Origin of the sequence: Streptomyces sp. NPDC051582, assembly GCF_040681715.1 — a bacterium.
Classification (GTDB): Bacteria; Actinomycetota; Actinomycetes; order Streptomycetales; family Streptomycetaceae; genus Streptomyces.
Genome location: NZ_JBFAZJ010000031.1, coordinates 1 through 25,514 on the forward strand (window position 1 = coordinate 1; position 25,514 = coordinate 25,514).

25 protein-coding genes and 1 pseudogene are annotated in these 25,514 nt (G+C 74.0%); 14 read left to right on the forward strand and 12 right to left on the reverse strand.

Features of this window, described 5'->3' with window-relative positions; genetic code table 11:
* Positions 1-190: 190 nt before the first annotated feature.
* Genes AB0M92_RS31215 through AB0M92_RS31225 form a run of 3 tightly spaced genes read left to right on the forward strand, consistent with a single transcriptional unit; the run spans position 191 to position 3,740 of the window.
* Positions 191-1,549: a hypothetical protein gene (locus tag AB0M92_RS31215; RefSeq protein WP_366105676.1), complete on the forward strand. Its 1,359-nt coding sequence runs from the start codon at positions 191-193 to the stop codon at positions 1,547-1,549.
* A gap of 26 nt (positions 1,550-1,575) precedes the next feature.
* Positions 1,576-3,486 (forward strand): peroxidase family protein, encoded by a 1,911-nt coding sequence (locus AB0M92_RS31220; protein ID WP_366105677.1) that lies wholly within the window; start codon positions 1,576-1,578, stop codon positions 3,484-3,486.
* Complete coding sequence (locus AB0M92_RS31225; RefSeq protein WP_366105678.1) at positions 3,483-3,740, forward strand: hypothetical protein; 258 nt, start codon at positions 3,483-3,485, stop codon at positions 3,738-3,740. The genes AB0M92_RS31220 and AB0M92_RS31225 overlap by 4 nt, the downstream gene beginning before the upstream one ends.
* Before the next feature lie 45 nt (positions 3,741-3,785).
* Here the strand turns inward: AB0M92_RS31225 and AB0M92_RS31230 are convergent, their stop codons facing one another.
* Together AB0M92_RS31230 and AB0M92_RS31235 are read right to left on the reverse strand one after the other, a co-directional pair.
* Entirely contained in the window at positions 3,786-4,751 is a 966-nt protein-coding gene (locus tag AB0M92_RS31230; RefSeq protein ID WP_366105679.1) for an alpha/beta hydrolase, read from the reverse strand.
* A gap of 10 nt (positions 4,752-4,761) precedes the next feature.
* Positions 4,762-5,060: pseudogene (locus AB0M92_RS31235) on the reverse strand (transcriptional regulator).
* An 81-nt stretch (positions 5,061-5,141) separates the two neighbouring features.
* Here AB0M92_RS31235 and AB0M92_RS31240 point away from each other — a divergent pair.
* The 4 genes from AB0M92_RS31240 (at position 5,142) to AB0M92_RS31255 (ending at position 9,890) form a co-directional block, all read left to right on the forward strand.
* A complete protein-coding gene (locus tag AB0M92_RS31240) occupies positions 5,142-6,188 on the forward strand; it encodes a cation diffusion facilitator family transporter (RefSeq protein ID WP_366105680.1) in 1,047 nt (348 codons plus the stop codon).
* A 179-nt stretch (positions 6,189-6,367) separates the two neighbouring features.
* Complete coding sequence (locus AB0M92_RS31245; protein WP_366105681.1) at positions 6,368-6,736, forward strand: SAV_915 family protein; 369 nt, start codon at positions 6,368-6,370, stop codon at positions 6,734-6,736.
* 13 nt (positions 6,737-6,749) lie between these two features.
* Positions 6,750-8,087 (forward strand): diaminopimelate decarboxylase, encoded by a 1,338-nt coding sequence (gene lysA, locus AB0M92_RS31250; protein WP_366105682.1) that lies wholly within the window; start codon positions 6,750-6,752, stop codon positions 8,085-8,087.
* Between the two features lie 159 nt (positions 8,088-8,246).
* The gene (locus tag AB0M92_RS31255) at positions 8,247-9,890 is read left to right on the forward strand and encodes an FAD-dependent monooxygenase (protein ID WP_366105755.1); all 1,644 of its coding nucleotides are present in this window, start codon (positions 8,247-8,249) and stop codon (positions 9,888-9,890) included.
* Here AB0M92_RS31255 and AB0M92_RS31260 read toward each other — a convergent pair.
* Complete coding sequence (locus AB0M92_RS31260; protein WP_366105683.1) at positions 9,815-10,579, reverse strand: DUF4386 domain-containing protein; 765 nt, start codon at positions 10,577-10,579, stop codon at positions 9,815-9,817. The two genes, AB0M92_RS31255 and AB0M92_RS31260, sit on opposite strands and share 76 nt — an antisense overlap.
* Before the next feature lie 109 nt (positions 10,580-10,688).
* Between AB0M92_RS31260 and AB0M92_RS31265 the strand changes: the two genes are divergently transcribed.
* Together AB0M92_RS31265 and AB0M92_RS31270 are read left to right on the forward strand one after the other, a co-directional pair.
* Positions 10,689-11,405, forward strand: coding sequence for a TetR/AcrR family transcriptional regulator C-terminal domain-containing protein (locus tag AB0M92_RS31265; protein WP_366105684.1), 717 nt, complete (start codon positions 10,689-10,691; stop codon positions 11,403-11,405).
* A gap of 9 nt (positions 11,406-11,414) precedes the next feature.
* Positions 11,415-12,035 (forward strand): L-threonylcarbamoyladenylate synthase, encoded by a 621-nt coding sequence (locus tag AB0M92_RS31270; protein WP_366105685.1) that lies wholly within the window; start codon positions 11,415-11,417, stop codon positions 12,033-12,035.
* Positions 12,036-12,137: 102 nt separating this feature from the next.
* On the opposite strand, the gene AB0M92_RS31275 is transcribed toward AB0M92_RS31270, so the two are convergent.
* Positions 12,138-12,566 (reverse strand): ribonuclease domain-containing protein, encoded by a 429-nt coding sequence (locus AB0M92_RS31275; protein ID WP_366105687.1) that lies wholly within the window; start codon positions 12,564-12,566, stop codon positions 12,138-12,140.
* A gap of 185 nt (positions 12,567-12,751) precedes the next feature.
* Here AB0M92_RS31275 and AB0M92_RS31280 point away from each other — a divergent pair, with 185 nt between their 5' ends.
* From AB0M92_RS31280 to AB0M92_RS31290, 3 genes are all read left to right on the forward strand, one after another.
* Complete coding sequence (locus AB0M92_RS31280) at positions 12,752-13,417, forward strand: 1,4-alpha-glucan branching protein (protein ID WP_366105688.1); 666 nt, start codon at positions 12,752-12,754, stop codon at positions 13,415-13,417.
* A 139-nt stretch (positions 13,418-13,556) separates the two neighbouring features.
* Positions 13,557-13,784, forward strand: coding sequence for a DUF6296 family protein (locus tag AB0M92_RS31285; protein ID WP_366105689.1), 228 nt, complete (start codon positions 13,557-13,559; stop codon positions 13,782-13,784).
* Positions 13,785-14,102: 318 nt separating this feature from the next.
* The gene (locus tag AB0M92_RS31290; RefSeq protein WP_366105690.1) at positions 14,103-15,521 is read left to right on the forward strand and encodes an Ig-like domain-containing protein; all 1,419 of its coding nucleotides are present in this window, start codon (positions 14,103-14,105) and stop codon (positions 15,519-15,521) included.
* Positions 15,522-15,596: 75 nt separating this feature from the next.
* Here the strand turns inward: AB0M92_RS31290 and AB0M92_RS31295 are convergent, their stop codons facing one another.
* Positions 15,597-16,259, reverse strand: a complete 663-nt coding sequence (locus AB0M92_RS31295) for a DUF4360 domain-containing protein (RefSeq protein WP_366105756.1) — start codon at positions 16,257-16,259, stop codon at positions 15,597-15,599.
* A gap of 60 nt (positions 16,260-16,319) precedes the next feature.
* Positions 16,320-16,967, reverse strand: coding sequence for a DUF4360 domain-containing protein (locus tag AB0M92_RS31300; RefSeq protein ID WP_366105691.1), 648 nt, complete (start codon positions 16,965-16,967; stop codon positions 16,320-16,322).
* A 182-nt stretch (positions 16,968-17,149) separates the two neighbouring features.
* Here AB0M92_RS31300 and AB0M92_RS31305 point away from each other — a divergent pair, with 182 nt between their 5' ends.
* Together AB0M92_RS31305 and AB0M92_RS31310 are read left to right on the forward strand one after the other, a co-directional pair.
* Positions 17,150-17,569 carry a hypothetical protein gene (locus AB0M92_RS31305; protein WP_366105692.1) on the forward strand — a complete coding sequence of 140 codons (420 nt, stop codon included), beginning with the start codon at positions 17,150-17,152 and terminating at the stop codon, positions 17,567-17,569.
* A gap of 704 nt (positions 17,570-18,273) precedes the next feature.
* A complete protein-coding gene (locus tag AB0M92_RS31310) occupies positions 18,274-19,113 on the forward strand; it encodes a class II glutamine amidotransferase (RefSeq protein WP_366105693.1) in 840 nt (279 codons plus the stop codon).
* Positions 19,114-19,153: 40 nt separating this feature from the next.
* Here AB0M92_RS31310 and hypE read toward each other — a convergent pair whose 3' ends face one another.
* From hypE to AB0M92_RS31340, 6 genes are all read right to left on the reverse strand, one after another.
* Positions 19,154-20,143, reverse strand: a complete 990-nt coding sequence (gene hypE, locus AB0M92_RS31315) for a hydrogenase expression/formation protein HypE (RefSeq protein WP_366105757.1) — start codon at positions 20,141-20,143, stop codon at positions 19,154-19,156.
* A 79-nt stretch (positions 20,144-20,222) separates the two neighbouring features.
* Positions 20,223-21,359 (reverse strand): hydrogenase formation protein HypD, encoded by a 1,137-nt coding sequence (gene hypD, locus AB0M92_RS31320; protein ID WP_366105694.1) that lies wholly within the window; start codon positions 21,357-21,359, stop codon positions 20,223-20,225.
* Entirely contained in the window at positions 21,356-21,709 is a 354-nt protein-coding gene (locus tag AB0M92_RS31325) for a HypC/HybG/HupF family hydrogenase formation chaperone (RefSeq protein WP_366105695.1), read from the reverse strand. Before AB0M92_RS31325 ends, hypD begins: the two co-directional genes overlap by 4 nt.
* Positions 21,678-24,083, reverse strand: coding sequence for a carbamoyltransferase HypF (hypF, locus tag AB0M92_RS31330; RefSeq protein ID WP_366105696.1), 2,406 nt, complete (start codon positions 24,081-24,083; stop codon positions 21,678-21,680). Before hypF ends, AB0M92_RS31325 begins: the two co-directional genes overlap by 32 nt.
* A complete protein-coding gene (hypB, locus tag AB0M92_RS31335) occupies positions 24,083-24,859 on the reverse strand; it encodes a hydrogenase nickel incorporation protein HypB (RefSeq protein WP_366105697.1) in 777 nt (258 codons plus the stop codon). The genes hypF and hypB overlap by 1 nt, the downstream gene beginning before the upstream one ends.
* Before the next feature lie 3 nt (positions 24,860-24,862).
* Positions 24,863-25,276 carry a hydrogenase maturation nickel metallochaperone HypA gene (locus tag AB0M92_RS31340; protein WP_366105698.1) on the reverse strand — a complete coding sequence of 138 codons (414 nt, stop codon included), beginning with the start codon at positions 25,274-25,276 and terminating at the stop codon, positions 24,863-24,865.
* Between the last annotated feature and the right edge of the window lie 238 nt (positions 25,277-25,514).

Consider the following 25,514-nt stretch of genomic DNA (forward strand, 5'->3'; position numbering starts at 1 on the left):
GCCGGCTCGCCCCCGCCCGGGGGTGCGCCGGGGGGGGGGGGGGCGCCGGGCGGGCGGCGGGCCCCCCCCCCCACGCCCGTCCCGCGCCGCACGCCCGTCCCGCGCCGCACGTCCCTCCCCGCCGCACGTCCGTCCCCGCCTTGCGTCCCGTCCGCCACCCCTACCCCACCACGCCCCGGAGGGCACCTGCATGACCGAAGCCACGACCGCCGCCGTCGCGCCCGCGCCCGAACCGGAGATCGGCTCCCTGCACCACCTGTGCCGCCTGCTCGCGGAAGCCGCCGAGGCAGTGGCGGACGCCTCCCGGTACGCCTCCGAACTGGCCCTCGGCGCCCGGCCGGCTCGGGGCGCTCGCGGCGGCGCCCGGCGCACCCTGTTGCGGACGATCACCGACCCCAAGGGGCTGGGCTGGGCCCCGCGCGGCCGCGGCCTCGCCCGGATCGGCTGGCTCGCCGGCGTGTTCACCAGCCGGGAGAACCTCGCGGTCAGCCTGGCCGTGACGGGCCTGAAGGCCAGGATCCGGGCCGCCGCCGTGACCCACCCCGAGCTGCTGCGCGACCCCGACACCGCGCGCGTGCTGGGGGCCGTCCAGAGGGACCGGCAGCGGGAGGCGGTCCGCGTCTTCCGCTCGATCCTCGCCGCCAAGGGCGCCGAGCGCACCTTCGCCCGGCTGGCCCCCGTCTTCGCCGACCTCCTGGCGTGGAACGCCCTCACCGACGAGAACCCCCTCAACGACGGGGCGGGCTGGGAGATCGCCACCGGCCGCACCCTGACCGGCGCCGAGCCGGTCCTCGGCGTCAGTGGCCGGGTCTGGGCCTTCCTGGACCGCGGACCGGGCCGGGCCGAACCGCTCGTGCCCTCCCCCGCGCTCGCCGAACGCCTCGACACCTCCGGCACCATCGCCGGGTACGTCCGCAACATCGGCGCCGTGGGCACCGACGGAACGCTGCTGGTCCAGCAGGTCTCGGGCCCCGACGGCGTCCAGCGGTACGTGGTCCAGCTCGCCGGCATGTCCGGCGTCAGCGGCAAGAGCCCCCAGGACCTGCTGGGCGCCGTGCACGCCGTCGCGCGGCCGGCCACCCCGTACTCAAGGGCCGTCGCCCAGGCGCTGCGCCGGCTGATCCCCTCGGGCTGCGAACTGGCGCTGGTGGGCCACAGCCTGGGCGGGATCACCGCCATGAACCTGGCCGCCGACCGGGACTTCTGCGGGATCCACCAGGTCACGCACGTCGTCGCGATCGGCTCCCCGGTCGACGGCAAGCGCCCGGCCGATCCGCGGACCCGGGTGTACTCGCTGGTTAACGAGCACGACGTGGTGCCCGCCCTGGAGGGCCGCTCCCCGGTCTCCGCGTACGCGCTGCCCGAGCAGTTCACCGAGTTCACCTGGACCGACGACACGCACGCCTTCCCGCTCTGCCACGCCGCGGAGCGGTACGCGCACAACCTCGAACACGCGGTCCCCGAGGCGAGCGCGCGCGTGGACGCCGACCTCGCGCCCTTCCGGGGCCGGGTGACCGCCGCCCGCTTCTTCCGGCTCTACGACCGCTGACAGCTCCACGACCGCTGAGGAACGCCATGACCGACACCACCTCCACCGAGCCGAGCGAGGCCCCGAGCCAGGGGAACACCGCGGATCCGGCCGTCCCCGCGCAGGCCGTCCGCCCCGGCCCGGCCCCCTCGTACGGCCCGCCCGGGCTCCTCGAACGCCTCGGCTCGGCCGCCTTCGCCCGCGTCAACCGCACCCGCGAATGGCACGAACTGCCGCTCCCCCTCGGACTGCTGAACCTGCGGGTGCTCCGCGACGACCTGCGCCGCAAGAACCTGTACGACACCTACGGCGCGGGCGGGGAACGGCGCCGTCGTCCGACCCCGGCGCTCGCGCCCTACCGCTCGTACGACGGCTCGGGCTACGACCCGTACGACGAGGACATGGGCCGGGTCGGCACCCGGCTCGACCGCAACGCCCCGTTGCACCTGGTCTTCCCGGATTCCGGTGAAGAGCTGATGTCGCCGAGCCCGCGCGAGATCAGCAGGCAGCTGCTGGCCCGCAAGGGGTTCGTGCCCGCGCCCACCCTCAACCTGCTGGCCGCCGCCTGGATCCAGTTCGAGAACCACGGCTGGGCCAACCACGGCGACAACGAGGAGGCCGAGCCGTTCACCGTCCCGCTCGCCGAGGACGACGACTGGGCCGAGCACGGCGGCGGCTGCCCGATGCGCGTGAACCGCACCCGCCCCGACCCGGCCCGGCACACCGCGGCCGACACGCCGCCCACGTACGAGAACACCGTCACCCACTGGTGGGACGGCTCGCAGCTCTACGGCTCCGACGAGGCCCGCTGCCGGGCGCTGCGCACGGGCGAGCACGGGCGGCTGATCCTGGAGGACGGCCGGCTGCCCGCCGACCCGCGGCCCGGCATGTCCTGCCTGGACTGGACGGGCATGAACAGCGACTACTGGGCCGGCCTGTCGCTGCTGCACACGCTCTTCGCCAAGGAGCACAACGCGATCTGCGACTACCTGCGCGCCCATCGCCCGTCCTGGGACGACGAGCGGCTCTTCCACACCGCGCGGCTGGTCAACACGGCGCTGATGGCGAAGATCCACACGGTGGAGTGGACCCCGGGCATCCTCGACACGCCGGTGCTGCGGCACGCGATGGACGCCAACTGGTACGGGGTGCTGCCGCGCTGGGTCAGCCGGACGTACGGGCGGGTCGGCAAGGGCGAGATGCTCAGCGGCATCCTCGGCTCCGCCACCGATCACCACGCGGCGCCGTTCTCGATGACGGAGGAGTTCGTCTCCGCGTACCGGCTGCACCCGCTGATCCCCGACGAACTGGCCGTACGGGACCACCGGGCGGGCGCCGTGCGCGCGAAGATCGGCTTCGACGAGATGCAGGGCAGGGCCACCCGTACCGCGGTCGACGCGTACGGCATGAGCGACCTCTTCTACAGCTTCGGCACGGCCCACCCCGGGGCACTCGTGCTGCACAACCACCCCGACGCGCTGCGCAATCTGTCCCGGCTCACCGGCGAGCACGTCGACCTGGGCACGGTCGACGTGCTGCGCGACCGCGAGCGCGGGATCCCCCGCTACAACGCCTACCGGCAGATGCTGCGCAAGCGTCCGGTGACCTCCTTCGAGGAGCTGACGGGCGGACACCCGGGCGACACGCCCCTGCTGAAGGAGCTGTACGAGGGGCGGCTCGACCGGGTGGACACGCTGGTCGGCAATCTCGCCGAGCCGCGGCCGGCCGGATTCGGATTCAGCGACTCCCTGTTCCGGATCTTCATCCTGATGGCGAGCAGGCGGCTGAAGAGCGACCGCTTCTTCACCACCGACTACCGGCCCGAGGTGTACACGGCGGAGGGCCTGGAGTGGGTGGACCGGGGCAGCATGGTCTCGGTGCTCCTGCGCCACCACCCCGAACTGGCCCCGGCGCTGGACGGCGTGAGCAATGCCTTCGCCCCGTGGAGGGCCCTGTGACGGCCGTCCCCGCGCCGCGCACGGCGCAGGAGGGCCGCCGGTACGGGCCCGCGGAGGGGCTGCGGGCCCACTCCGCGGCCCTGCTGCGGCACGCGGAACGGCTGCGGGCGGGGGCCGTGGCGCTGGACTGGAAGGGTCCGCAGGCCGAGGCCTTCCGGTGGCGGATCGAGGCCCTGGCCGACCGCTGCGCGACGGCGGCGGCCGGCCTGGCCCGGTCGGCGGAGCAGCTGGACGCGCCCGTGCGCCCCCGCTGACGGGCGGGGCCCCGGTCCGCCGGCGGACCGGGCCCCCCGCGGTCCTCAGCGCTTGCGCGCCTCGTCCACCACCTCGCGCACTGCGTCCGCGACCAGCCGGGGCTGCTCGACCGCGATGCCGTGTCCGCTGTCGGTGTCGGTGACGTGCCGGGCCCGGAGCTCGCGGGCGAGCTCGTCCTGCGCGGCGAGCCAGGCCGGCCAGGTCGATCCGCTGTCGCCGACCGCGAGGTCCCACGGCTTGTCGGAGGTGAGCACGGCGGCGGGCAGGGGGTGCGGCATCGGGGGCGCGCTGCGGATCTCTGCCACGGAGGCCTCGTAGTCCGGCACTTCGAGGCCCTTCCCCCGGTCCATCGTCGCGATCTTGCGCATCCAGTCCGACCACTGAGCCGGTGTCAGGGTGTCTCGCAGGTACGGTGACGCTCCGTCGACGGTGACGAGGCCGGACACCCGGGGGAAGTCGGTGCGTGCGAAGAGCTCGGCGATCATCGCCCCCCAGGAGGCGCCGACCAGCACGTACGGTCCGTGCTCGCCTGCGGCGGACAGCGCCGCCCGCAGGTCCTGCACCCCCGCCCGCGCCGTGGTCGGCTGGGGCACCGGGGTCGAGGAGGTCGGCTTTCCGTCGGTCCGCACGGTCCCGGGGCGGTCGTAGGCGCATACCCGCGTGAACGAGGCGACCGTCGGAAGCACCGCCGCCGCACTGGGTTTCAGGCCGGCCGCGGGGTTGGCGGGGTCCACGACATGGGTCCACTCGTCCCCGGCCCCGCCCGTCCCCGAGACGAGCACGACGGTCGGGGACCCGGTTCCCCGGCACTCCATCCGGATGTGGCGACCGCCGCCTACGGGCACCGGGCGGGAGAGGTCCCCTGAGGTGCCGCCCGCTGCCACCGTCGCCGTGGCGGTGGCCGCCGGCGTCGCCGTGGCTTCGGTCGCGGCCGGGCCGCCGCCCGCGGCGAGCGCCAGAGTCGCCACGACGGTGACCGCACCGGCCGGGACCCGGCCTCCTCCGGACACCCGCCCAGTGTCACACCCTGCCGCGACCGGGGCGATCGGGGCGATCGGTTCCGGCCGCGGCGAGCGCCGCGGCGACGAGGCGCCGCAGGTGGTCGTCGGTCAGGGCGTAGCGGACGGCCGGCCGGGCGGCTCCGACCGCCGCGGCCAGGTGGCGACATCGGCTTCTTCCGAGGCCATGGTGCACAGGAGGGCGAGGCGGGTGCGGTCGGCCGGCAGGCCCAGGATCTCGGCCGCGGCCTCGAAGGCCTGCGGGCCGGGCTCTTGCCGGTGCGGCCCTGGCGCAGGCGAGGGGTGCATGCGTGCGCTCATCCGCACACACTAGGCGGGTGGATGCCGGGGGGATGCCCGCGTCCACCGTTCCCTGTCGTCCTCGTCGGAAGCGAGCACGCCGTGAGCCACCACCACGAGCACCACGACGGGCCGTCCCGGGCAGGGCTGCGGCGCCGGCTCGCACACCGGCTCGGCCATCTGGCGCACGCGTTCACCCCGCACGGCCACGAGCCGGCGGACAAGGTGGACGCGGCCATGGAGACCTCCCGGCAGGGCATGCGCACGCTGTGGCAGTCCCTGGGCGTCCTGGGAATGACCACGGCCGTGCAGGCCTGCGTCGTCGCGCTGTCCGGGTCGGTGGCCCTGCTCGGCGACACCGTCCACAACGCCGCCGACGCGCTGACCGCCGTGCCCCTCGGCATCGCGTTCGTGCTCGGGCGGCGCGCGGCGAACCGCCGCTACACCTACGGTTACGGCCGCGCCGAGGACCTCGCCGGCATCGTGGTCGTGCTCACCATCGCGGCCTCCTGTGCTTTCGCCGGGTACCAGGCCGTGGACCGGCTCCTGCACCCCCGCGAGATCGGGCAGCTGTGGGCGGTCGCGGGGGCCGCGGTGGTCGGATTCCTCGGCAACGAATGGGTGGCCCGGCAGCGGATCCGCACCGGCCGCCGGATCGGTTCCGCGGCGCTCGTCGCCGACGGACTGCACGCCCGTACGGACGGGTTCACCTCCCTCGCCGTCCTCCTCGGCGCGGGCGGCGCCGCGGTCGGCTGGAGGAGCGCCGACCCGATCGTCGGCCTGCTCGTCACCGCGGCCATCCTCACGGTGGTGCGCGACGCAGCGCGCGAGGTCTGCCGGCGGCTCATGGACTCGGTCGATCCGGCCCTGGTCGACACCGCTCACGACGCGCTGCTCGGGGTGGCGGGCGTCCGGGGCACCGGACAGGTGCGCATGCGGTGGATCGGGCACGCGCTGCGGGCGGAAGCGGACATCGTCGTCGATCCGCACCTCACGGTGGTGCAGGCGCACGCCCTGGCCGTCGAGGCCGAACACGCCCTGATCCACGCCGTCCCCCGGCTGACCGCGGCCACGGTGCACATCGACCACACCACGGGGCACGAGGACCCGCACGCCGCCCTGGCCCACCACGCGGGCCGGGCGGGCTGACGCCGGGATCGGGAGCGTGTCAGCGGCGCATATGGAGTGGGCCGTTTCCCGTCAAGGTGGCGTCATGGACCGGCGCGAGGAGGCCGCGGGCGGGGATAGCTTCGTCATCGCGCCCCGGACTGCCTCCCCGCACTCGGGGCGTCACCAGTCGCCTCTTGCGGTTCCTCAGGGAGGGCCCCATGTGTCTGTTCCGGTACGAAGACGATCCCGAGCCCGAGGAACGGGTCCCGGCCGGACTCCTGTACGTGCCCGTCCGGCCGGGAAGGGGAGCGGAGGCGGTGATCCGCCTGTTCCGCACTCCGCTGGGCGCCCGTACGGCCGTCGGCTTCACGCGCACGGACCTGCTGGCCGCCACGCTCGGCGAGGGCCACGGGTACATCCGGCTGTCGGAGGCCGTGCTGCGGGAGCTGTGCGCTCCGCTCGGCGCGGACCTGATCACCGTCGACCCGGCGCTGTCGGCCCCGGCGGCGGCCCCGGCGGCCCCGGCCGCCCCGCCCGCCGCCGCGGCGCCGCTCCGGGCGGGCCGGCGGCCGGCCCAGGCCGCCTGAGGGGAGGAGTCCCGTGACCACCGTCACCCTGTCCGAGGCCGCCTCCGGTTCCGCGGACGAGCTGTCCGTCTGGCCGGCCTCGACCATCCGGCTGCCGCACGGCGGTCTCGCCGTCGGCGGGGTCCCGCTGACCGAGATCGCCGACCGCTTCGACACCCCGGCGTACGTACTGGACGAGGGCGAGGTGCGGGCCCGGTGCCGCACCTACCGCGACGCCTTCCCCGATGCCGAAGTGCTGTACGCCGCCAAGGCCTTCCTCTCCCGCGCCATGGTCCGCTGGATCGCCGAGGAGGGCCTCGGGCTCGACGTCTGCTCGGCCGGCGAGCTCGAACTCGCCGTCACCGCCGGTTTCCCGCCGGAGCGCATCCTTCTGCACGGGAACGCCAAATCGCCGCGCGACATCGAGACCGCCCTGCGGCTGGGCGTCGGGCGGATCGTCATCGACAGCTCGTCCGAGATCGCCCGCCTCGCCGCGGCCGTGGGGCCGGGCGGGCACCAAAGGGTCCTGGTCCGCGTCGTCCCCGGCATCTCGGCCGGCGGACACGAGAAGATCCGTACCGGCACCGACGGCCAGAAGTTCGGCCTGTCCCTCACCGACGGCTCCGCGCAGCACGCCGTCACCCGCATCCTCGGACAGCCGCAGCTGGAACTCGTCGGCCTGCACTGCCACATCGGCTCGCAGATCACCGACGTCAAGCCGTACCTGACGGCGGTGCGCCGCACGGTCGGCCTGATGGCCCGCATCCGCGACGCCCACGGCATCACCCTGCCCTGGATCGACATGGGCGGCGGCCACGGCATCGCGTACTGCCCGGGCGAACCCGCGCTCGACCTCACCGCCCTGGCCGGCCGGCTGCGCGCCGAGCTCGTCGAGAGCTGCGCGGCGGCGGGGCTGCCCGTGCCCCGCCTCGCCATCGAGCCGGGCCGGGCGATCGCCGGTCCGGCGGGCGTGGCCCTGTACCGGGTGCTCGCCGTGAAACGCACCGGGGAGCGGGTGTTCGTGGCCGTGGACGGCGGTATGAGCGACAATCCCCGGCCGGCGCTGTACGGGGTGCGGTACGCGCCCCGCCTGATCGGCCGTTCTTCCAACGCCGAGCCCCGTACGGCCACGGTGGTCGGCCGGCACTGCGAGGCGGGCGACATCCTCGCCGCGGACGCCGAACTCCCGGGTGACGTCCACCCGGGGGACCTCCTCGCCGTTCCGGTGGCCGGCGCCTACCAGCTGTCCATGGCGTCCGGCTACAACATGGTGGGCCGTCCCCCGGTCGTCGCCGTCGGCCACGGCGCGGCCCGGCTCCTCGTACGCCGCGAGACCCTGGACGACTTCCGCCGCCGCGACGTCGGCGACTGAGGTCCGCCGGGGGTACCGACCGGCCCGCCGGCCGGCCGGTGCTCCCGGCCCCGCGCGGCCGGCCGAGGGGGCCGCGTGGCGGTCCGATCGCCGGGCGCGGTCGTCCGGGCCACCATGGAGGGTGATCCGTATCCACGGGACCCCGGCCGGGAGGCGCCGATGGTGCACAGCGAGGCAGCGGCCGCGGAGGTCCTGGTGGCGGGCGCCGGCCCGGTCGGGCTGACCGCGGCCGCCGAGCTCAGGCGGCGCGGGATCTCCTGCCGGATCGTCGACCGGCTCCCGGCGCGGCTGCCGTACGCCAAGGCGGTGGGGATCCAGCCGCGGACCCTGGAGATCTGGGACCGCATGGGCTTCGTCCGGGCCGCGCTGGAGGCGGCCGTCCCGATGCGCGGGCAGCTGACGTACGTGAACGGTGTGGAGCAGCCCCGGCTGGACCTGGTGCTGCCGCCCGAGGTCCCGTACCGCTTCGCCGCACTGCCCCAGTACGAGACCGAGCGGATCATCGAGGAGTTCCTGGAGGGGTTCGGGACGCGCGTCGAGCGGGGCACCGAGCTGGTGTCGTTCGTCCAGGACGCCGAGGGGGTGACCAGCCGGCTGACCGGCCCCGGCGGGCAGGAGGAGGTCCGCACCCGGTTCCTGGTGGGCTGCGACGGCGCGCACAGCGTCGTCCGCAAGGGGCTCGGCCTCGCCTTCGAGGGCGGCGCCTTCCCCGAGGAGTACATGCTCGCCGACATCGAGGTCGACTGGGACCTGCCGTACGGGTACGGGGTGCGGGCGATGCACCACGACGCCCGGGGCGCCGTCGACGACGTGCTGGTGTGCATCCCGCTTCCGGGCGACCGGCGCTACCGGGTGTCGATGCTGGTGCCGCCCGAGCTCTCCGCCGCTCCCCCGCGGGGCGATGAGGTGGTGGTGCACGGCCTGGAGGGCGGCCGGACCCCCGGAATCCGGCACATCCAGGCCGTTCTGGACCGGCTGTCCCCGCAGCCCACGACGGCGTCGGCGATGCGGTGGTCGTCGGTGTTCCGGATCAGCCACCGGCTGGTGGACCGGTACGGGGAGGGGCGGGTCTTCGTGGCCGGGGACGCGGCGCACATCCATCCGCCGACCGGGGCGCAGGGCATGAACACCGGGATCCAGGACGCCTGGAACCTGGCCTGGAAGCTGGCGCTGGCCGTGCGGGGTGCCGGGGCTCCGGGGCTGCTCGCGAGTTACGACGCCGAGCGCCGGCCGGTGGGCGAGGAGGTCGTCGGCCGTACGGTCCGGCATTCCGCCGGGGGCGTGCAGGCCGATCCGGAGGACGCGGACACGCTGATGATGCGCGAGGCCCAGCTGCTCGTCGGCTACCGCGGCAGCCCCCTCGTACGGGCGGCGGACCCGGAGGACGGCGACGGGTCCGGGCCGCGGCCCGGCGACCGGGCGCCGGACTGCGGCGGGCTCTCCGGGCACATCGCCGCGTATCCGGTGCGGCTCTTCGACCTGCTGCGCGGGCGCGAGCACGTGCTGCTGCTGTACGGGCCGGGCACGGCGCTGGACGGCCTCGCCGAGCTCGCCGGCGCGGTACGGAACTTCGCGCCGGGCAGGGTCCAGGTGTGCGCGATCCTCGCCGAGGCGGCGCCCGAGGCCGACCGGGGGGCGCCGGTGCCCGTGTACCGGGACGGCCGGGGCGAGTTCGCCCGGATGTACGGGGTACGGGAGCCGGCGGCGTTCGTGGTGCGGCCGGACGGCTACCTCGGGGCCAGGCTGTGCCCGCCGACCGCCTCGGGGCTGGCCGCCCACTTCTCCGGGGTGTTCGGGAGCTGAACCCGCTCGCCGGGCACCTCGGTCCCGGTGAACCCCTTGGCGATGAGCCGCACCGCCAGGCCCACCTCCCAGGCGAACACCGGGAGCGCAGCCAGCGATCCGGCCGCCGAGACCTGCGGGTACGCGCCGAACAGCACGGCCGTCGCGGAGGCGGCGATCAGTGCGCCGCCGACCAGTCCCAGCACGGCGAGGGGCCGCGGGACGAGCCGTGAGCGGTACATCAGGGAAGCCAGGACGAGGGTGTTCGCGCCGAGGACGAAGTTGGGCCCGAAGAGGAACGTCCAGTCGTGGACCGCCACGAGGGCGTCGGCCGCCGCGACCAGGGACGGGGCGTCGGCGCCCGGTGCTGCCGCGGAATCCCGGCGCAGCGTCACCACCGACAACACGCTGATGACGCCGACGAGGATGACGGCCGCCTCCAGCAGCCGGCCGCAGACATAGCCGAGCGCGGCCCCCTCGTTCTGCCGTTTGACGACCGGATGGAGGGCGACCCCGGTGCCGATGACGGCCAGCGCGAGGACGAACTCGCACAGCGCCCCGAGGAGGACGCGGGTGTCGGCGCCGGGGCCGAGGACGTAGCCGGCGTCGTTCAGCACGGGGGCGTACAGCGTGAGCCCGCCGATCGCGGCGGCCTCGGTGACGAGGAACAACACCCCTGTGACGACCGCGGTTTTTCTGGTCGAGCCCATGCGGAACCACTCCCTTGTGAGAGGTGTACGGCGTACACCTGAGTGACACGCTAGGTGTACGGCGTACACTCGTCAAGCGAGAAGACGACGGACAAGGAGGCCGAGGGTGATGACGAGCCGGCCGGAGGCGGCGCCCCGGGCGCCCCTGAGCAGGGACCGGGTGCTGCGCGCCGCCGTGGAGCTGGCCGACGGAACCGGGATCGAGGCGCTGAGCATGCGCCGGCTCGCCCAGGAACTGGGCGTGGTGCCGATGGCCCTCTACAAGCACGTCGCCAACAAGGAACAGCTCCTGGACGGCATGGTGGAGGCCGTCGTGGTCGGGATCGACCCGCCGGCCAGCGGATCGGACTGGCAGGGCGCGGTCCGGCAGCGGATCCTCTCCGCGCGCGCCGCGCTGCTGGGGCACCCCTGGGCCGCCCAGGTGATCCGCTCGCGCAGCGGCCCGACCCCGGCGGTGCTCGCGTACCTGGACTCGGTGATCGGCATGTTCCGCGCCGGGGGGTTCTCGGTCGACCTCACCCACCACGTGATGCACGCGCTGGGCGGCCGTGTCCTCGGGTTCACCCAGGAGGTGTTCGACGCCGCGCCGGACCCGGATCCGGGAGGGCGGCCGGCGATGCCGCCGGAGGCCGCGGCCGCCTATCCCCACGTAGCGGAGCTGGCCGGGGCCGCGGCGCACGACGGGGACTCCGTCGTGGGCGGCGGCTGTGACGACCAGTTCGAGTTCGAGTTCGCGCTGGACCTGCTCCTCGACGGTTTCGAACGCCTCCGCCTGCGGGGCTGGACCTCGGGCGCCCGGCGAGCCGGGGGTGACCCGATCGCGTAGGCTCGGCCAATGGCCAAGTACTTCGACGTGCACCCCGAGAACCCCCAGCAGCGCACCATCGGCAGTGTCGCTGACAGCATCCGCTCCGGCGCGCTCGTCGCGTACCCGACCGACTCCTGCTACGCGCTGGGCTGTCAGCTCGGCAACCGTGACGGCCTCGCCCGGATTCGGTCCATCCGCAATCTCGACGACCGTCACCACTTCACCCTGGTGTGCCAGGACTTCGCCCAGCTGGGCCAGTTGGTACAGGTCGACAACGACGTGTTCCGCGCGATCAAGGCGTCCACGCCGGGCAGTTACACCTTCATCCTCCCCGCCACGAAGGAAGTGCCGCGCCAGCTGCTGCACCCCAAGAAGAAGACGGTCGGCGTACGGATCCCCGACCACGGGGTGACGCAGGCCCTGCTCGCCGAGCTCGGCGAGCCGCTGCTGTCCAGCACCCTGCTGCTGCCGGACGAGCCCGAACCGCTGACGCAGGGCTGGGAGATCAAGGAGCGCCTCGACTACCTCGTGGACATCGTGGTCGACTCCGGTGACTGCGGGACCGAGCCCACCACCGTCATCGACTTCTCCGGCGGCGAGGCCGAGATCGTGCGGCGGGGGGCGGGCGACACCACGCGCTTCGAGTGACGGTGGCGGTGACGGTGACCGCCCGCCGCCCGGCCCGGATGCGGGTCGTGCGGCGGGCGGACCGGCCGGCCGGGGCGGCCGGGAGGTCGCGGAACGGGCCGATCAGCAGCCGAAGTCGACCTTCCGGAACGAGGCGTAGTGGTCGGAGGTGTAGTAGTCCTCTTCCCACTGCTGCCCGGTGATGATCCGCCGCGCCCCGCGGGTCGGTGAGCCCGGGGTCGTCACGGTGTACTCGTGGTAGTAGCCGCTGCCGTGGATCGGCAGCAGCCGCTCGCGGTTCTGGAAGACGACGCCGTCCTGGGAGTAGGGGAACGGGCCGCCCTGGTCGATGAGGTCGAGGGTGTCGTGCGCCTGGGACGGCAGCGCCGAGTAGCAGACTCCGCCGACCACGGCCGCGGCGACGGCCGCCGCGGAGACGGGAGCGGGGGCGAGAGCGGGGGCGGGGGCGGCCGAGGCGGCCGGTCCCGTGAGGAGGGCGCCGGCGATCGCGGCCGCGCCGACGAGGGTCACGAAGCGTGGGGGGATTCTCATGCGGCCCATGATGACGCGCGTAGAGCAGCGGCCGTCAACGCCAACTCCGTTGAGTTTCCTGCCTGTTCACCGGCGGTGGACGGTACGTGGCGCGGACGTCGGCGCCCCGTAAGGCGGTCGCAACCTTCGGGGCCGCGCGGCGCCGGTGGCAGGATGATCGGCAGTCGATCGAGAGGTGCCGCACCATGGCCGTCGTCCACCGGACCACGATGACCCCCGGCAAGCTGGAGCTGCTCGCCGCGTGGCTCCCCACCCGGCCCTGGTACCGCGACCCCGGTGCGGGGAGCGCCCCGCGGCCGGCCCGGGCCGGGGGCTTCCGGCTCGACGACCCGCAGGGCGAGGTCGGGATCGAGTTCATGGCCGTGTCCGACGCTGCGGGAGACCGGCCGGTCACCTACCTCGTGCCGCTCACGTACCGTGGCGCGCCGCTGGAGGCGGCGGAGGAGGCCCTCATCGGCACCTCCGAGCACGGGGTGCTGGGGCGCCGCTGGATCTATGACGGGACCCACGACCCGGTCCTCGTCGAGCGGTTGTACGCGCTCGTCCGCGGCGAGGCGGCGCCGCAGGCGCAGGGCGAGAGCGACACCCCCGACCCGACCGTCACGGGCTGGTCCGCGCAGACCGGCCGCCCCGGCCCGGCCTCGATCCTCGGCGTGTCCGGCGGGCCGGACACGACCGACGTGCTCGTACGGACCCCGGACGGGGAGCTGACCCTCTCCGTACGGCGCGTCCTGCGGCCCGCGCCGGAGCCGGACGACGGCGCCGGGCCGCCGCTGGGACACGTCACGGCGGGGTGGACGCTGCCGGACGGCACGAAGGCGCGCGGCCTGTACGCGGTCCTCCGCGCGTAGGGGCATCCCGTCGGGCGGGCCCGCGGACCCGGTCCGATCGGCGAGACGTCCCCTGGGCGGCAGCGAGGGCGCGGACCGGCAGCTGCGCGCATCATGGTTGTGGGGAACGCTCCCTTTCGCCTGGCTGAGGAGGGCGTGGATGAGTGCCGAGCGCTACGAGCTGGTGTTTTCCGAGGGCCCGGACACGAGCGAGGACGTCGTCGTGGTGACGGCCACCGGCCAGGCCGGGCCGGGCGGCCATCCCGTCTACGCGGACGCGACCGGCATCGTCCGTGCGGAGATCAGCGACCAGGAAGAGGTGCGCGTCCTGGCCTCCGGCGGCGGCCAGGACCCCGCCCGCGTGGTCCGCGTCCGCCCCCTGCCCTGACCCGCTGCGCCGAACCCGCCCGGCGTCCACCCGCACCCGCCTGCAGTCGCCCGCACCCGCCTGCAGCCGCCTGCAGCCGCCTGCAGCCGCCTGCAGCCGCCCCGAACGCACGGTTGCTCCGTACGAGTTCTCTTGCGTGCCCGTTCGGTCGCACCGTCCGAGCGCATGATCATCATTTAGCCGCGCAATCGTTTTGATGCTCCCAACGGGCCGTGGGCGAGCTGGGAAGGCTGCGTGGCGATGTCATCGACGCACCGTGCACAAAAGGAACGACGGGCACGAAAGGCCCGAGGGGCACCGGGCACCAGGACGTGGAGCGTGGTGGCCGCCGTGACCGGCGCCGCCCTGGTCGTGGCCGCGGCGCCGGGCCGGGCACCCGAGCCGGACGCCGCCGGGCGGCCCGCCGGAGGCCCGGACGCCGCCGTGACCCTGCTCGTCGGACGGGCCCTGGACCAGGGCGACGGCGGGATCGCCGCGCGATGCGCCCTGGAGGCCTTCCGGGACGGCCTGTGCACCGGCTGGCGTCAGCAGCGCGTACGGGCCACCTCCCGGGGAGCCGGGTCGGTCCTGCGCGGGCCGGCCTCCCGCGAGGCCGGCGGGGCGGGCCGCACCGTCGTCCTGCCCACCAACTCCGGCGGTCCGCTCGACATCGCGCTCGCCGAGGCGGGACAGCTCACCGACGTCACCGTCCACGACGGGCACGGGCGCTACGTCGGCGGCGAACTCGCCGCCAGGAGCCGCCACTGGACCAACACCGAGCCGCTGCGGGCCGGCGAGCTCTACACCGTGCGGGTCGGCGCCCAGGACGCGGCGGGCACCCCGGTCGGCGCCACCATGGCCTTCCGGACCGCGCCGCCCCCGGACGAGGGCCGGCTCACGGTGGAGTTCGGGCCGCGGCCGGGCACGTACGGCGCGGGGCAGATCGTGACGGCCGCCCTGAGCCGGCCCGTTCCCGCCGCCGACCGGACCGCCCGGGCCCGGGTGGAGAGGGCGCTCCAGGTCACCTCGGAGCCGGCCGTCGAGGGCGGCTGGCACTGGGTGGACGATTCGACGCTGCACTACCGGCCGCGGACCTACTGGCCGGCGCACGCCGAGGTGCACGTGACGAGCGGTCTCGACGGGGTCGAGGTGGGCGACCACGACTACGGCGGTCCCTCCGACTCCACGCAGTTCACCGTCGGGGACCGGATCGAGGCCATCACCGACGCCGAGGCGCACGAGATGACCGTGCGCCGCAACGGCAAGGTGATCCGGACGATCCCGGTCACCACCGGCAAGGCGGGGTTCCGGACCCGCAGCGGCGTCAAGGTCGTGCTGCGCAAGGAGTACCAGGTCCGGATGCGCGGCGACTCCGTCGGCATCAAGCGCGGCACGAGCGAGTTCTACGACCTGCCCGTCTTCTACGCGACGCGGGTGACGTGGAGCGGCGAGTACGTACACGCCGCTCCCTGGTCGGTCGCTTCGCAGGGCGAGGAGAACGTGAGCCACGGCTGTACGGGCATGAGCACGGCGGAGGCCGCCTGGTTCTTCCAGACCGTTCGGGAGGGGGACATCGTGCAGGTGGTGAACAGCGAGGGCGAGCCGATGGCTCCGTTCGAGAACGGCTTCGGCGACTGGAACCTGGACTGGCGGGCCTGGCGGGCGGGCAGCGCCCTCGCCGCCGACGCCCCCGTCCCGGCCGCCGTCCTCCCGGCGGTGTCCCACCGCACGGGGTCCCGGCTGCGCCCCCTGACGTGAGCCGCGCGCGAAGCGGCCCCCGTGCCGTACCCGGCGGATCCGCCGGGTACGGCACGGGGCGTCGGGCGGCAGCGGCTACTTCTTCGGGGTGGGGCAGACCTGCCAGGCGAGGTGGTAGAGCGTGCTCACGCTCGCGTCAGTGGAGTCCATGGCCATGAAGCTGGTGGTCTGCGGATTGGACGTGCCCGCATTCACGCGCAGTTCCGTATTGATGTTGAAGTTGCGTTTCTCCCCGCACGGCGCCCAGACCAGGTCGGCGTACTCGGTCTTGTCGCTCGCCTGCCAGTTGTCGTTGTGCGGGCCGTTGAACTGGTGGGTGCGCTGGGTCGTCTGGGGCATTCCCTGGAAGTAGTAGTTCGCCCGTTCCTGTCCCCACGCACCGGGCTGGAGAAATGCGAATCCGCGGTAATCCGCCTGGACGATGGCATAGGTGAATCCCGAAGGAACGTGGACGCGGAGATTGAGCTGACAGTTCTTGCGGAATGCCGTGGGCGGCGCGCCGGGCCCCACCTGCGCGAGGTATTCACTGTAGGTGACCGTGAAGGCGGTGTTGTCGGGGGCGACGGCCACTTCGGCGGTGCCCTCCCGGCAGCCGGATCCGTTCACGGTGGCGAGTTCGATCACGATCTTGTCGGGCGGTGCGGTGATCTGCGGGGTGTGGCCGGCGGCCCCCGCCGAGGTCGCCGCCGTGGCGATCAGCACGGCGGCCGCGCCGCCGGTGAGCAGGGTACGAGACAGGGAATGAGACATCGTTGTCACTCCTGATCATCGATCGGTGTTTCCTGCGCTCACGCCGCGTCAGGCCGCCGCCGGGCATTCCTTCCACTCGAAGTGGTAGACCGTGCTCACGCTGCCGTCCGTCGAGTCCATGCTCATGAAGCTCAAGGCCTGCGGGTTCGACGTCCCCGCGTAGACCCGCAGTTCGCTGTTGACGTTGAGGTTCCGCTCCTCGCCACAGGGGGCGAAGACCAGGTCCTGGTAGTCGGTCTGGTCGCTCGCCTGCCAGTTGTCGGAGTACGGGCCGCCGAACTGGTGGTTCGTGCGGGCCGTCTGCGGCATGCCCTGGAAGTAGTAGTTGGCGCGCTGCTGCCCGTAGGCCCCGCGCTGGAGGTGGGCGAAGCCGCGGTAGTCGGCGCGGGCGATGGCGTACGTGAACCCCTGCGGTACGTGGACCTGGAGGGCGAGCTGGCAGTTCTTCCGGAATTCGGTGCCGCCCGAGCCGGCGCCGGCCTGGGCCAGGTAGTTGCTGTACGTGACGCTGAACGAGGTGTTGTCGGAGGCGGTCGTGACCCCGGCGGTCCCCTGCGGGCATCCCGAGCCGTTGACGCCGACCACCTCGACGGTGATTCTGCCGGGCGGTGTGGAGGGGGTGTCGGCCTGTGCGGGAACGGCCAGGGCGCATAACGCCGCGACCGCCGCGCCGACGGTGAATCTGCGGAGCAACATCGTCGATTCTCCAATTCTCGCTCGAATTTCGGCATGCACATGCCACCACAGCCGGTGGGTGCTGGGAAGGACGCGAAACGGCCAACGCCTCGGGGCCGCCTCGCCCTGGCCGAATTCGGGCGCCACGGGACCGGAGGGGAAACGGTGGGTGTGCGAGGGGCACGGATGGGCAGGCGCCGGGTATGGCACTCCAGCACCCGGCGGAACGCGCGAGCGGCGGGCGACCCGCCCGCTTCGAGAAACTGGCCGAGCTCGCCTCCAATTTCACGAGTTCCGCCGTCTTCTCCCTCCTGTGCGTACTCCTCGTGGCCGGTTTCGTGACCGTCCACCTGGCGGGGCTGTCCACGGAGTGGCAGCACCTCGCCGGTGACGCCATGGCCGCCGTGTCCCTGCTGCTGCTGGCCCTGCTGAAGAACTCCGAGCGGCGCGCCGAGCACGCCATCCAGCGCAAACTCGACGCGATCGCCGCCGCACTGCTGGAACAGCGGGACGCCAAGGACGCCAAGGACGCCAAGGACGGCAAGAAGCGCGATGGCAGCGAGGCTGCGGGCAAGGCCCGCGAGGACCTGGAATCCGCGATCCGCATCGAGGAGCGGATGTAGGACCGCCCACGCAGTGAAGAGCCCCGCGCCGTGGCTGCGGCTCTGCGCGAGCGCCGGTACCGCGCCGCCGAGCAGCCCCGGGAGGAGGGCGGCCGGAGCCACGACCATGGGGGGATGCGCCGACTTCCGCGGCTCCCGCACCTGCGGCTCCTCCCCTGCCCGCTCCCTGGGGGCCGAGGCCAGGACGGTGACGAAGGGGAACGACTCCTCACCGAGGGTGTCGCGGGCCCGGAGGTCGAAGTCGTTCGAGGAGACCAGGTTGGCGGTGGGGTGGGCCGGCGCGGTCCCCGTACGGGTGGTGACCGGTGCCGAAGCCGGGCAGCCGCGGGCGGGCGCCGGCGAGGAGCGCCGGGCCGGGTCCGGCCCGCTTCCCGGCCGGCCACGACGCCCGCCAGTACGGCGAGCCCCCGGAAGACGGCGAGCGGCGGTCCCGCCACCGCCCCCGGCGCCCCGGAAGCTCCGCTCACCCGTACGTCCGCCGCCCGGCGCACGTGCCGTACGACGACGGCGGCACCGGCCGCCGCGACCCCTTCCCGGGCCGCAGGGACACGTTCTCGGCGGCCGCCCGGCCCCCGGGCGAGGTTCCGGCGCGGAAGGCCGCACCCGTCCGGCGCAGCACGTCGAGGGCATGCGCGTCAAGGCGCGAGGCAGCGGAAGCTCGGCCGCGATAGGCTCGTACGAGGCGCAGGAGAGGGATGATGCGGATGTGTCGCTGGCTCGCCTACTCCGGTTCGCCGATGCTGCTCGACGCGGTTCTCTACCAGCCGGAACACTCGCTGATCGACCAGAGCCTCCACTCCCGGATGGGCGTGGAGTCGACGAACGGCGACGGTTTCGGGATCGGTTGGTACAGCGCCGACGGCGGCGGCACACCGGCGATCTTCCGGGACATCGGACCGGCCTGGAACAACCGCAATCTGCGAGAACTGGCCGCCCACGTCCGCTCGACGCTGTTCTTCGCGCACGTGCGCGCCTCCACGGGTTCGGCCATTCAGCAGACGAACTGCCACCCGTTCCGGCACGGCCGCTGGCTGTGGATGCACAACGGCGCCATCACCGACTTCCACCGCCTCCAGCGCGATCTGTGCATGGCCGTGGACCCCGCGCTGTTCCCCTGCATCGAGGGCTCGACGGATTCCGAGGTCATGTTCTACCTGGCCGTCACCTACGGCCTCGACCAGGACCCGCCGGGCGCGGTCGCCCGGATGACGGGCCTGGTGGAGCGCGTCGGCAAGGAACACGGCGTCGCCGACCCGATGCAGATGACGATCGCGGTCAGCGACGGCGAGCGGGTCTGGGCCTTCCGCTACTCCAGCGCGGGCCGTTCGCGTTCGCTGTTCTACAGCAGCAAGGCCGAGACGGTGCGCCAGCTGTACCCGGAACTGCCGTTCCTGCGGGCGGTCTCGGACGCGACGCGCCTGGTGGTCTCCGAGCCGCTCGGCGACCTGCCGGGGGTGTGGAACGAACTCCCCGAGGCCAGTTACGCGGTCCTCCCCTCGTCGGCCGTGGAGGACTACTACCCGTTCATCCCCGAACTCCCCTGACGGCGCCGGCGCCGTCGGCGCCGCCGGGGGGGGGCCGGCCTCAGCAGATGCGGGGCAGCTGCTCCCCGATCGGCAGGTCGACCACACGGGTGCCGCCGAGGCCGGTACGGGCCACCACGAGGCCGGGGTGGGCCTCGACCGCCTCGCCGATCACCGTCGCACCCCGTCCGAGCGGGTGCGCGCGCATCGCGTCGAGGACGGCGTCGGCGTGCTCACGGGGTACGAAGGCGACCAGCTTGCCCTCGTTGGCGACGTAGAAGGGGTCGAGGCCGAGGATCGCGCAGGCGTTGCCGACGGCTTCCGGGACCGGCACCCGGCCCTCGTGGATGACGACCCCGGCGCCCGAGGCGGCCGCGATCTCGTTGAGGGCGGCCGCCAGCCCGCCGCGCGTGGGGTCGCGCAGGACGTGCAGGTCGGGGGTGACCGCGAGCATGGCCTGGACGAGCCCGCCCAGCGGCGCGCAGTCGCTCTGGACGTCCACCCCGAATTCCAGGCCTTCACGGACGCTCATGATGGCCACGCCGTGCAGGCCGATCTCCCCGCTGACGATGACGACGTCGCCCGGTACGACGCGCTGCGGACGCAGGTCCACCCCGTCCGGGATGAGTCCGATGCCGGCGGTGTTGAGGTAGATGCCGTCGCCGTGGCCCGCCTCCACGACCTTGGTGTCCCCGGTGGCCACCTCGACGCCGGCGGCCCGCGCGGCCGCGCCGAGGTCCGCGGAGACGCGGGCCACCACGGAGAGCTCGACGCCCTCTTCGAGGATGAACCCGCAGGAGAGGTAGGCGGCCCGGGCGCCGCTCATGGCCAGGTCGTTGACGGTGCCGTTGACCGCGAGGTCGCCGATGCTGCCGCCGGGGAAGAACAGCGGCCGCACCACGTACGAATCGGTCGAGAAGGCGAGGCGGGCCCCGCCCAGGGAGACCGCGGCCGAATCACCGAGCTGGGCGAGCACCTCGCCGCCGAACGCGGGTGCGAAGACGTGCTGGACGAGCTCGGCGGAGAGCGCTCCGCCGCCGCCGTGGCCCATGACCACCCGCGGGCGGTCCCGCAGCGGGGCCGGGCACGTCCAGCCCGTGACGTCGAGTACGGCGGCGTCGGACGGGGCTTCAGACAACGGGGCTCGCCTCCAGCGGTGCGGTCCGGGCGGCCGGCGCGAGGTCGAGGCGCCGGTAGAGGTAGTACGCGGCGCACGCGCCCTCGCTGGAGACCATCGTGGCACCGAGCGGGGTGCGCGGGGTGCAGGTGGTGCCGAACGCCTCGCACTCGTGCGGCTTGATGAGGCCCTGGAGGACCTCGCCGCTGCGGCACTCGGCGGGCTCCTGCGTGGCGATGTCCGTCACCGAGAAGCGGTGTTCGGCGTCGTAGTCGCGGTAGCGGGCGGAGAGCCGCCAGCCGCTGCGCGGGATGACGCCGATGCCGCGCCAGGCGCGGTCGGTGACCTCGAAGACGTCCTCCAGCATGGCGAGGGCGGCCGGGTTGCCCTCCGGGCGGACGGCGCGGGCGTAGGCGTTGTCGACGGTGTGCTCCCCCCGCTCCAGCTGCCGTACGGCCCGGCGTACGCCTTCGAGGATGTCCAGCGGCTCGAAGCCGGTGACCACGATGGGGACCCGGTGGCGCGCGGCCAGTTCCGGGTACTCCCCCATGCCCATCACGCTGCACACGTGCCCGGCGGCGAGGAAGCCCTGGACCCGGCAGCTCGGCGAAGTCATGATCGCCTCGATGGCCGGGGGCACCCGGACGTGGGAGACGAGCAGGCTGAAGTTGGGGATGCCCAGCTTCTTGGCCTGATGGACCGTCATGGCGTTGGGCGGCGCGGTGGTCTCGAAGCCGATACCGAAGAACACCACCTCGCTCGCGGGGTTCTGCTGCGCGATGCGCAGGGCGTCGAGCGGGGAGTACACCACCCGCACGTCGCCGCCCTCGCTGCGCACCTGGAACAGGTCGCGGCCGGATCCGGGCACGCGGAGCATGTCGCCGAAGGAGCAGAAGATCACCCCGGGGCGGGAGGCGATCTCCAGCGCCTTGTCGATGACCTCCAGCGGGGTCACGCACACCGGACAGCCCGGGCCGTGGATCAACTCGACCTGATCAGGCAGGAGTTGATCGATTCCGTGCCGGATGATGGTGTGGGTCTGGCCACCGCAGACCTCCATCAGCGCCCAGGGGCGGGTGACGGTGGCGTGGATGTCGTCGAGCAGGCGGCGGGCCAGCTCGGGGTCCTGGAATTCCTCGATGTACTTCACTGCTGCGCCTCCTGTACGGCGTCCCCGGCGCGCTGCGGCTGCTCCGCCACGTCGTCGGCGAAGGGCCAGTCCGCCACCCCCGCCTCGGCGGCGGCCCGTTCCCAGGGGTCGCCGAACTCCTCCTGAAGCATGCCGAGTTGGGCGAAGAGTTCGAGGGTCTGCCGGGCCGATTCCTCGTCGAGACGCTGGAGCGCGAAGCCGACGTGGACGATGGCGTACTCGCCGACCTGGAGGTCCGGCAGGTACTCCAGGCACACCTCCTTGACGACACCGCCGAAATCGACGGTCGCCATGCGGGTGCCGTCCTTCTCCCCGATGTCAATCACTCTGCCGGGTACCGCCAGGCACATGGCCCTCTCCTTGCTGTGGGTGTCGCGGGGCGCGGGCCGCCACCATGAGCTGGCCGAGGGCCAGCCCACCGTCGTTCGGCGGGACGCGGTGGTGGCGCAGGACGGTGAAGCCTTGCTCGCGCAGCAGGCGGGCGCAGGCGCAGGACAGCAGGGCGTTGGCGAAGACCCCGCCGGTCAGGGCGACGGTGTCGAGTCCGTGGCGCTCGCGCGCGAGGACGGCCAACGTGGCCACGAGGTCGGCGACGGCCGCGTGGAAGCGGGCGGCGACCACCGCGGGTGCGGTGCCCGCGCGTACGTCGCGCACCACCGCCGCGAGCACCGGGGCCGGGTCCGCGGTCAGCGGGGCCTCCCGGCCGGCGCGCACCGGGGGCCGGAGGGCGAACGCGTAGTCGCCGCCCACGTCCGCGCGGGCCTCGGTCGCGCTCGCGGTGACCGCCGCGCCCTCCAGCTCGATGGCCGCCTGGGCCTCGTACCCGGCGCGCTGGCAGACGCCCGCCAGGGAGGAGACGGCGTCGAAGAGGCGGCCCATGCTGGAGGTCGGCACGCAGTGCAGGTCGCGTTCCAGCTGGCGCCGGAGCAGCCGCAGTTCCTCGGGCGGGCAGGCCGCCGTGCAGGGCAGGTCCGGATCCCAGTCGAGCCCTGCGGCGCGCAGGTGGGACAGGGCCATCCGGTACGGCCGGTGCACGGCGGCGTCGCCGCCCGGCAGCGGGACGTAGGCGAGGTGCGCGAACCGGGTGTACCCGGCGTAGTCCGCCAGCAGCACCTCCCCGCCCCACACCGCCCCGTCGTCGCCGTACCCGGTGCCGTCGAAGGCGAAGCCGATCACCCTGCGGGCGCCGGCCTCGCCGTGTTCGGCCAGCGCGGAGGCGATGTGCGCGTGGTGGTGCTGGACGGCGACGACCGGGCGGCCGGCGGCCCGGCCGCGCACCAGGCGGCCCGAGCGGTAGCCGGGGTGCCGGTCCACTGCGAGCAGTCCGGGGGTGACGCCCGTGATGGACTCCAGCTGCTGCTCGGCGCGTTCGAAGGCGTACTGCGTGGCCAGGTCGTCCATGTCGCCGATGTGCGCCGACAGCCAGGCCTTTTGGCCCTCGCCGAGGCAGAAGGCGTTCTTCAGGTCGCCCCCGGCGGCCAGTGACGCCGGTACGGGCAGCGGCAGGTCCAGGGGCAGCGGCGCGTGGCCGCGGGAGCGGCGCAGGGTCAGCACCTCGCCGTCGCAGACGCGGACCACGGAGTCGTCGCACGGGACGTGGATGGGGCGGTCGTGGGTGAGCCAGGCGTCGGCGAGCCGGGCCAGCCGGTCCAGGGCCTCGGTGTCGTCGGTGACGATGGGCTCGCCCGACAGGTTTCCGCTGGTCATGACGAGCAGCCGGGGGCCGGGCGGGTCGCCGGGGAGGCCGAGGAGCAGGTGGTGCACGGGGGTGTACGCCAGCATCACGCCCAGGTCGGGGCTGCCCGGGGCGACCTCGTCGGCCACGGCTCCCCCGGCTCCGGCTGTGGCTCCGGGGCGGCGGCGCAGCAGGACGATGGGCCGGACGGGCCCGGTGAGCAGGTCCCGTTCGGCCGGGCCGAGGTGGACCAACTGCTCGATGTCGGCGGGTTCGCGGGCCATCAGGGCGAACGGTTTGTCACCGCGGTCCTTGCGACGGCGCAGCTCGGCCACGGCCGCCGGGTGCGCGGCGTCGCAGGCGAGGTGGTAGCCGCCGAGGCCCTTGACCGCGAGGATCGCCCCGTCGGCCAGCATCCGGCGGGCCTCGGCCACCGGGTCGGCGCCGGCCGTCTCGCGCGGCGGCGTACCGGCGAGGAGGCGCAGCCGGGGTCCGCAGGCGGGGCAGGCCACAGGCTGGGCGTGGAAACGCCGGTCGGCGGGGTCGGCGTACTCGCGGGCGCAGTCGGGACACAGGGGGAAGCGGGCCATGGTGGTGTGCGCCCGGTCGTACGGCAGCCCGGTGACGATGGTGAAGCGGGGTCCGCAGTGCGTGCAGGTGATGAAGGGGTGCCGGTGGCGCCGGTCGGCGGGATCGGCGAGCTCCGCGAGGCAGTCGGCGCAGGTGGCCACGTCCGGGGAGACGAGGGTGCGGCCGGGGCCGCCGGAGCGGGAGGCGACGATGGTGAAGCCGGCGCCGCCGGAGGCGGGGACCTCGTGGTGGTCGACGGCGTCGACGACGGCCAGCGGCGGGGCGTCGGCCGCGAGCCGCTCGCAGAACGCGGACACCGCGGCCGGTGCGCCCTCGACCTCGGCCACGACCCCTTCGGGAGTGTTGGTGACGTGACCGGCGAGGCCGAGACCCGTCGCGCGGGTGTACACGTACGGCCGGAAGCCGACGCCCTGCACCACTCCGCGCACCGTGACCCGGCGGCGCTCCACGGCCTCCATCAGCGGGTCGGCACCGCGGCGGAGTGCGAGTGGCCCTCGGCGGGGTGGTCGTGGTCGTCGTCGTGATGCGTGTGCGCGTGCGTGTGCTGTTGCCGGGCCATGACCGGTGCGTGTACCGCGCCGCCGGCGCCCACCGCCAGCGCCCGCTCCAGCAGGATGCCGAGGCCCTCCCCGCGGCGGGCCGAGGTCAGCACCACTTCCACCCCCGGGTTGACCTGCTGGACGTGCGCGCGGAAGGCGGCCTCGTCGAACTCGACGGCCTGCGCGATGTCCGTCTTCGTCACGACGACGAGCTGGGCCAGACCGAACGCCGTCGGGTACTTCAGCGGCTTGTCCTCGCCCTCCGTCACGGAGGCCAGGACGACGCGCAGCGACTCCCCGAGGTCGTACGAGGCGGGGCAGACGAGATTGCCCACGTTCTCCACGAACAGCAGCCGGGTGTCCTCGGGCATCCAGCCGTCGAGGTGGCGCCCCAGCATGTGGGCTTCGAGGTGGCAGAGCCCGTCGGTGAGCACCTGCTTGACGGGGACGCCCGAACGCGCCAGTCGCAGCGCGTCGTTCTCGGTGGCGAGGTCGGCGGTCAGGGCGGCGACCGGTACCCCGCGCTCTCGGGCCAGGCCGAGTTCGCGCTCCAGCAGGGCGGTCTTGCCGCTGCCCGGGCTGGACAGCAGATTGACCACCGTGGTGCCGCGGGCGGCGAGTTCGGCGCGCAGGGCGTGCGCGGCCGAGTCGTTCTTGGCGAGGACCGCCTGCTTCAGGTCGACCACACGGCACATGGTTCAGCGCTCCTCGGGGATCGGTTCGCGAGTGGGGGCGGGGGTGCGGACGCGGTCGGAGCCGGAGCCGTCCTCCCAGTGCACGCTGAGGATCTGCAGCTCGCGCCCGGTGAGGAGTTCGACGTCCGTCGCCCGTCCGCAGCCGGGGCAGACCAGCCGGGGCGGCATGCCGACCGCCCAGTCGCCCGCACAGGTGCGGCAGTGCGCGCGGGCTTCGACGGACTCCGTCACGAGCTCGGCGCCCTCCAGGACCGTTCCCGCGCAGGCCAGTTCGAAGCAGAAGGCGAGGGCGTCGGGCACCACCCCGGCCAGTTCTCCGACTTGGAGCCGGACCGAGGTGACGGCGCTCGCGCCACCGGCCCCGGCGGCTTCCTCCACCTGGCCCACCACGGCCATGGCGATCGACATCTCGTGCATGGGACTCCGTCCTGCCGGGCCTCATTAGACCGGGCGCCGCCGCGGGGGACGGTCGGGCACGCCGACGCGCCGACGCCCCGTACGCCATTCGGGCGCCGGGGCGGCCGCACGTCGGGGATCGCCGGGCCGCGGGGCCGCGGGTCACGGATCGCGGGGTACGGGGCTCGCGGGGCACGGGTCACATGCGGCGGATCCGCAGATAGCGCTGGAGGTCGGGCAGCACCACGCTCAGCGCGCA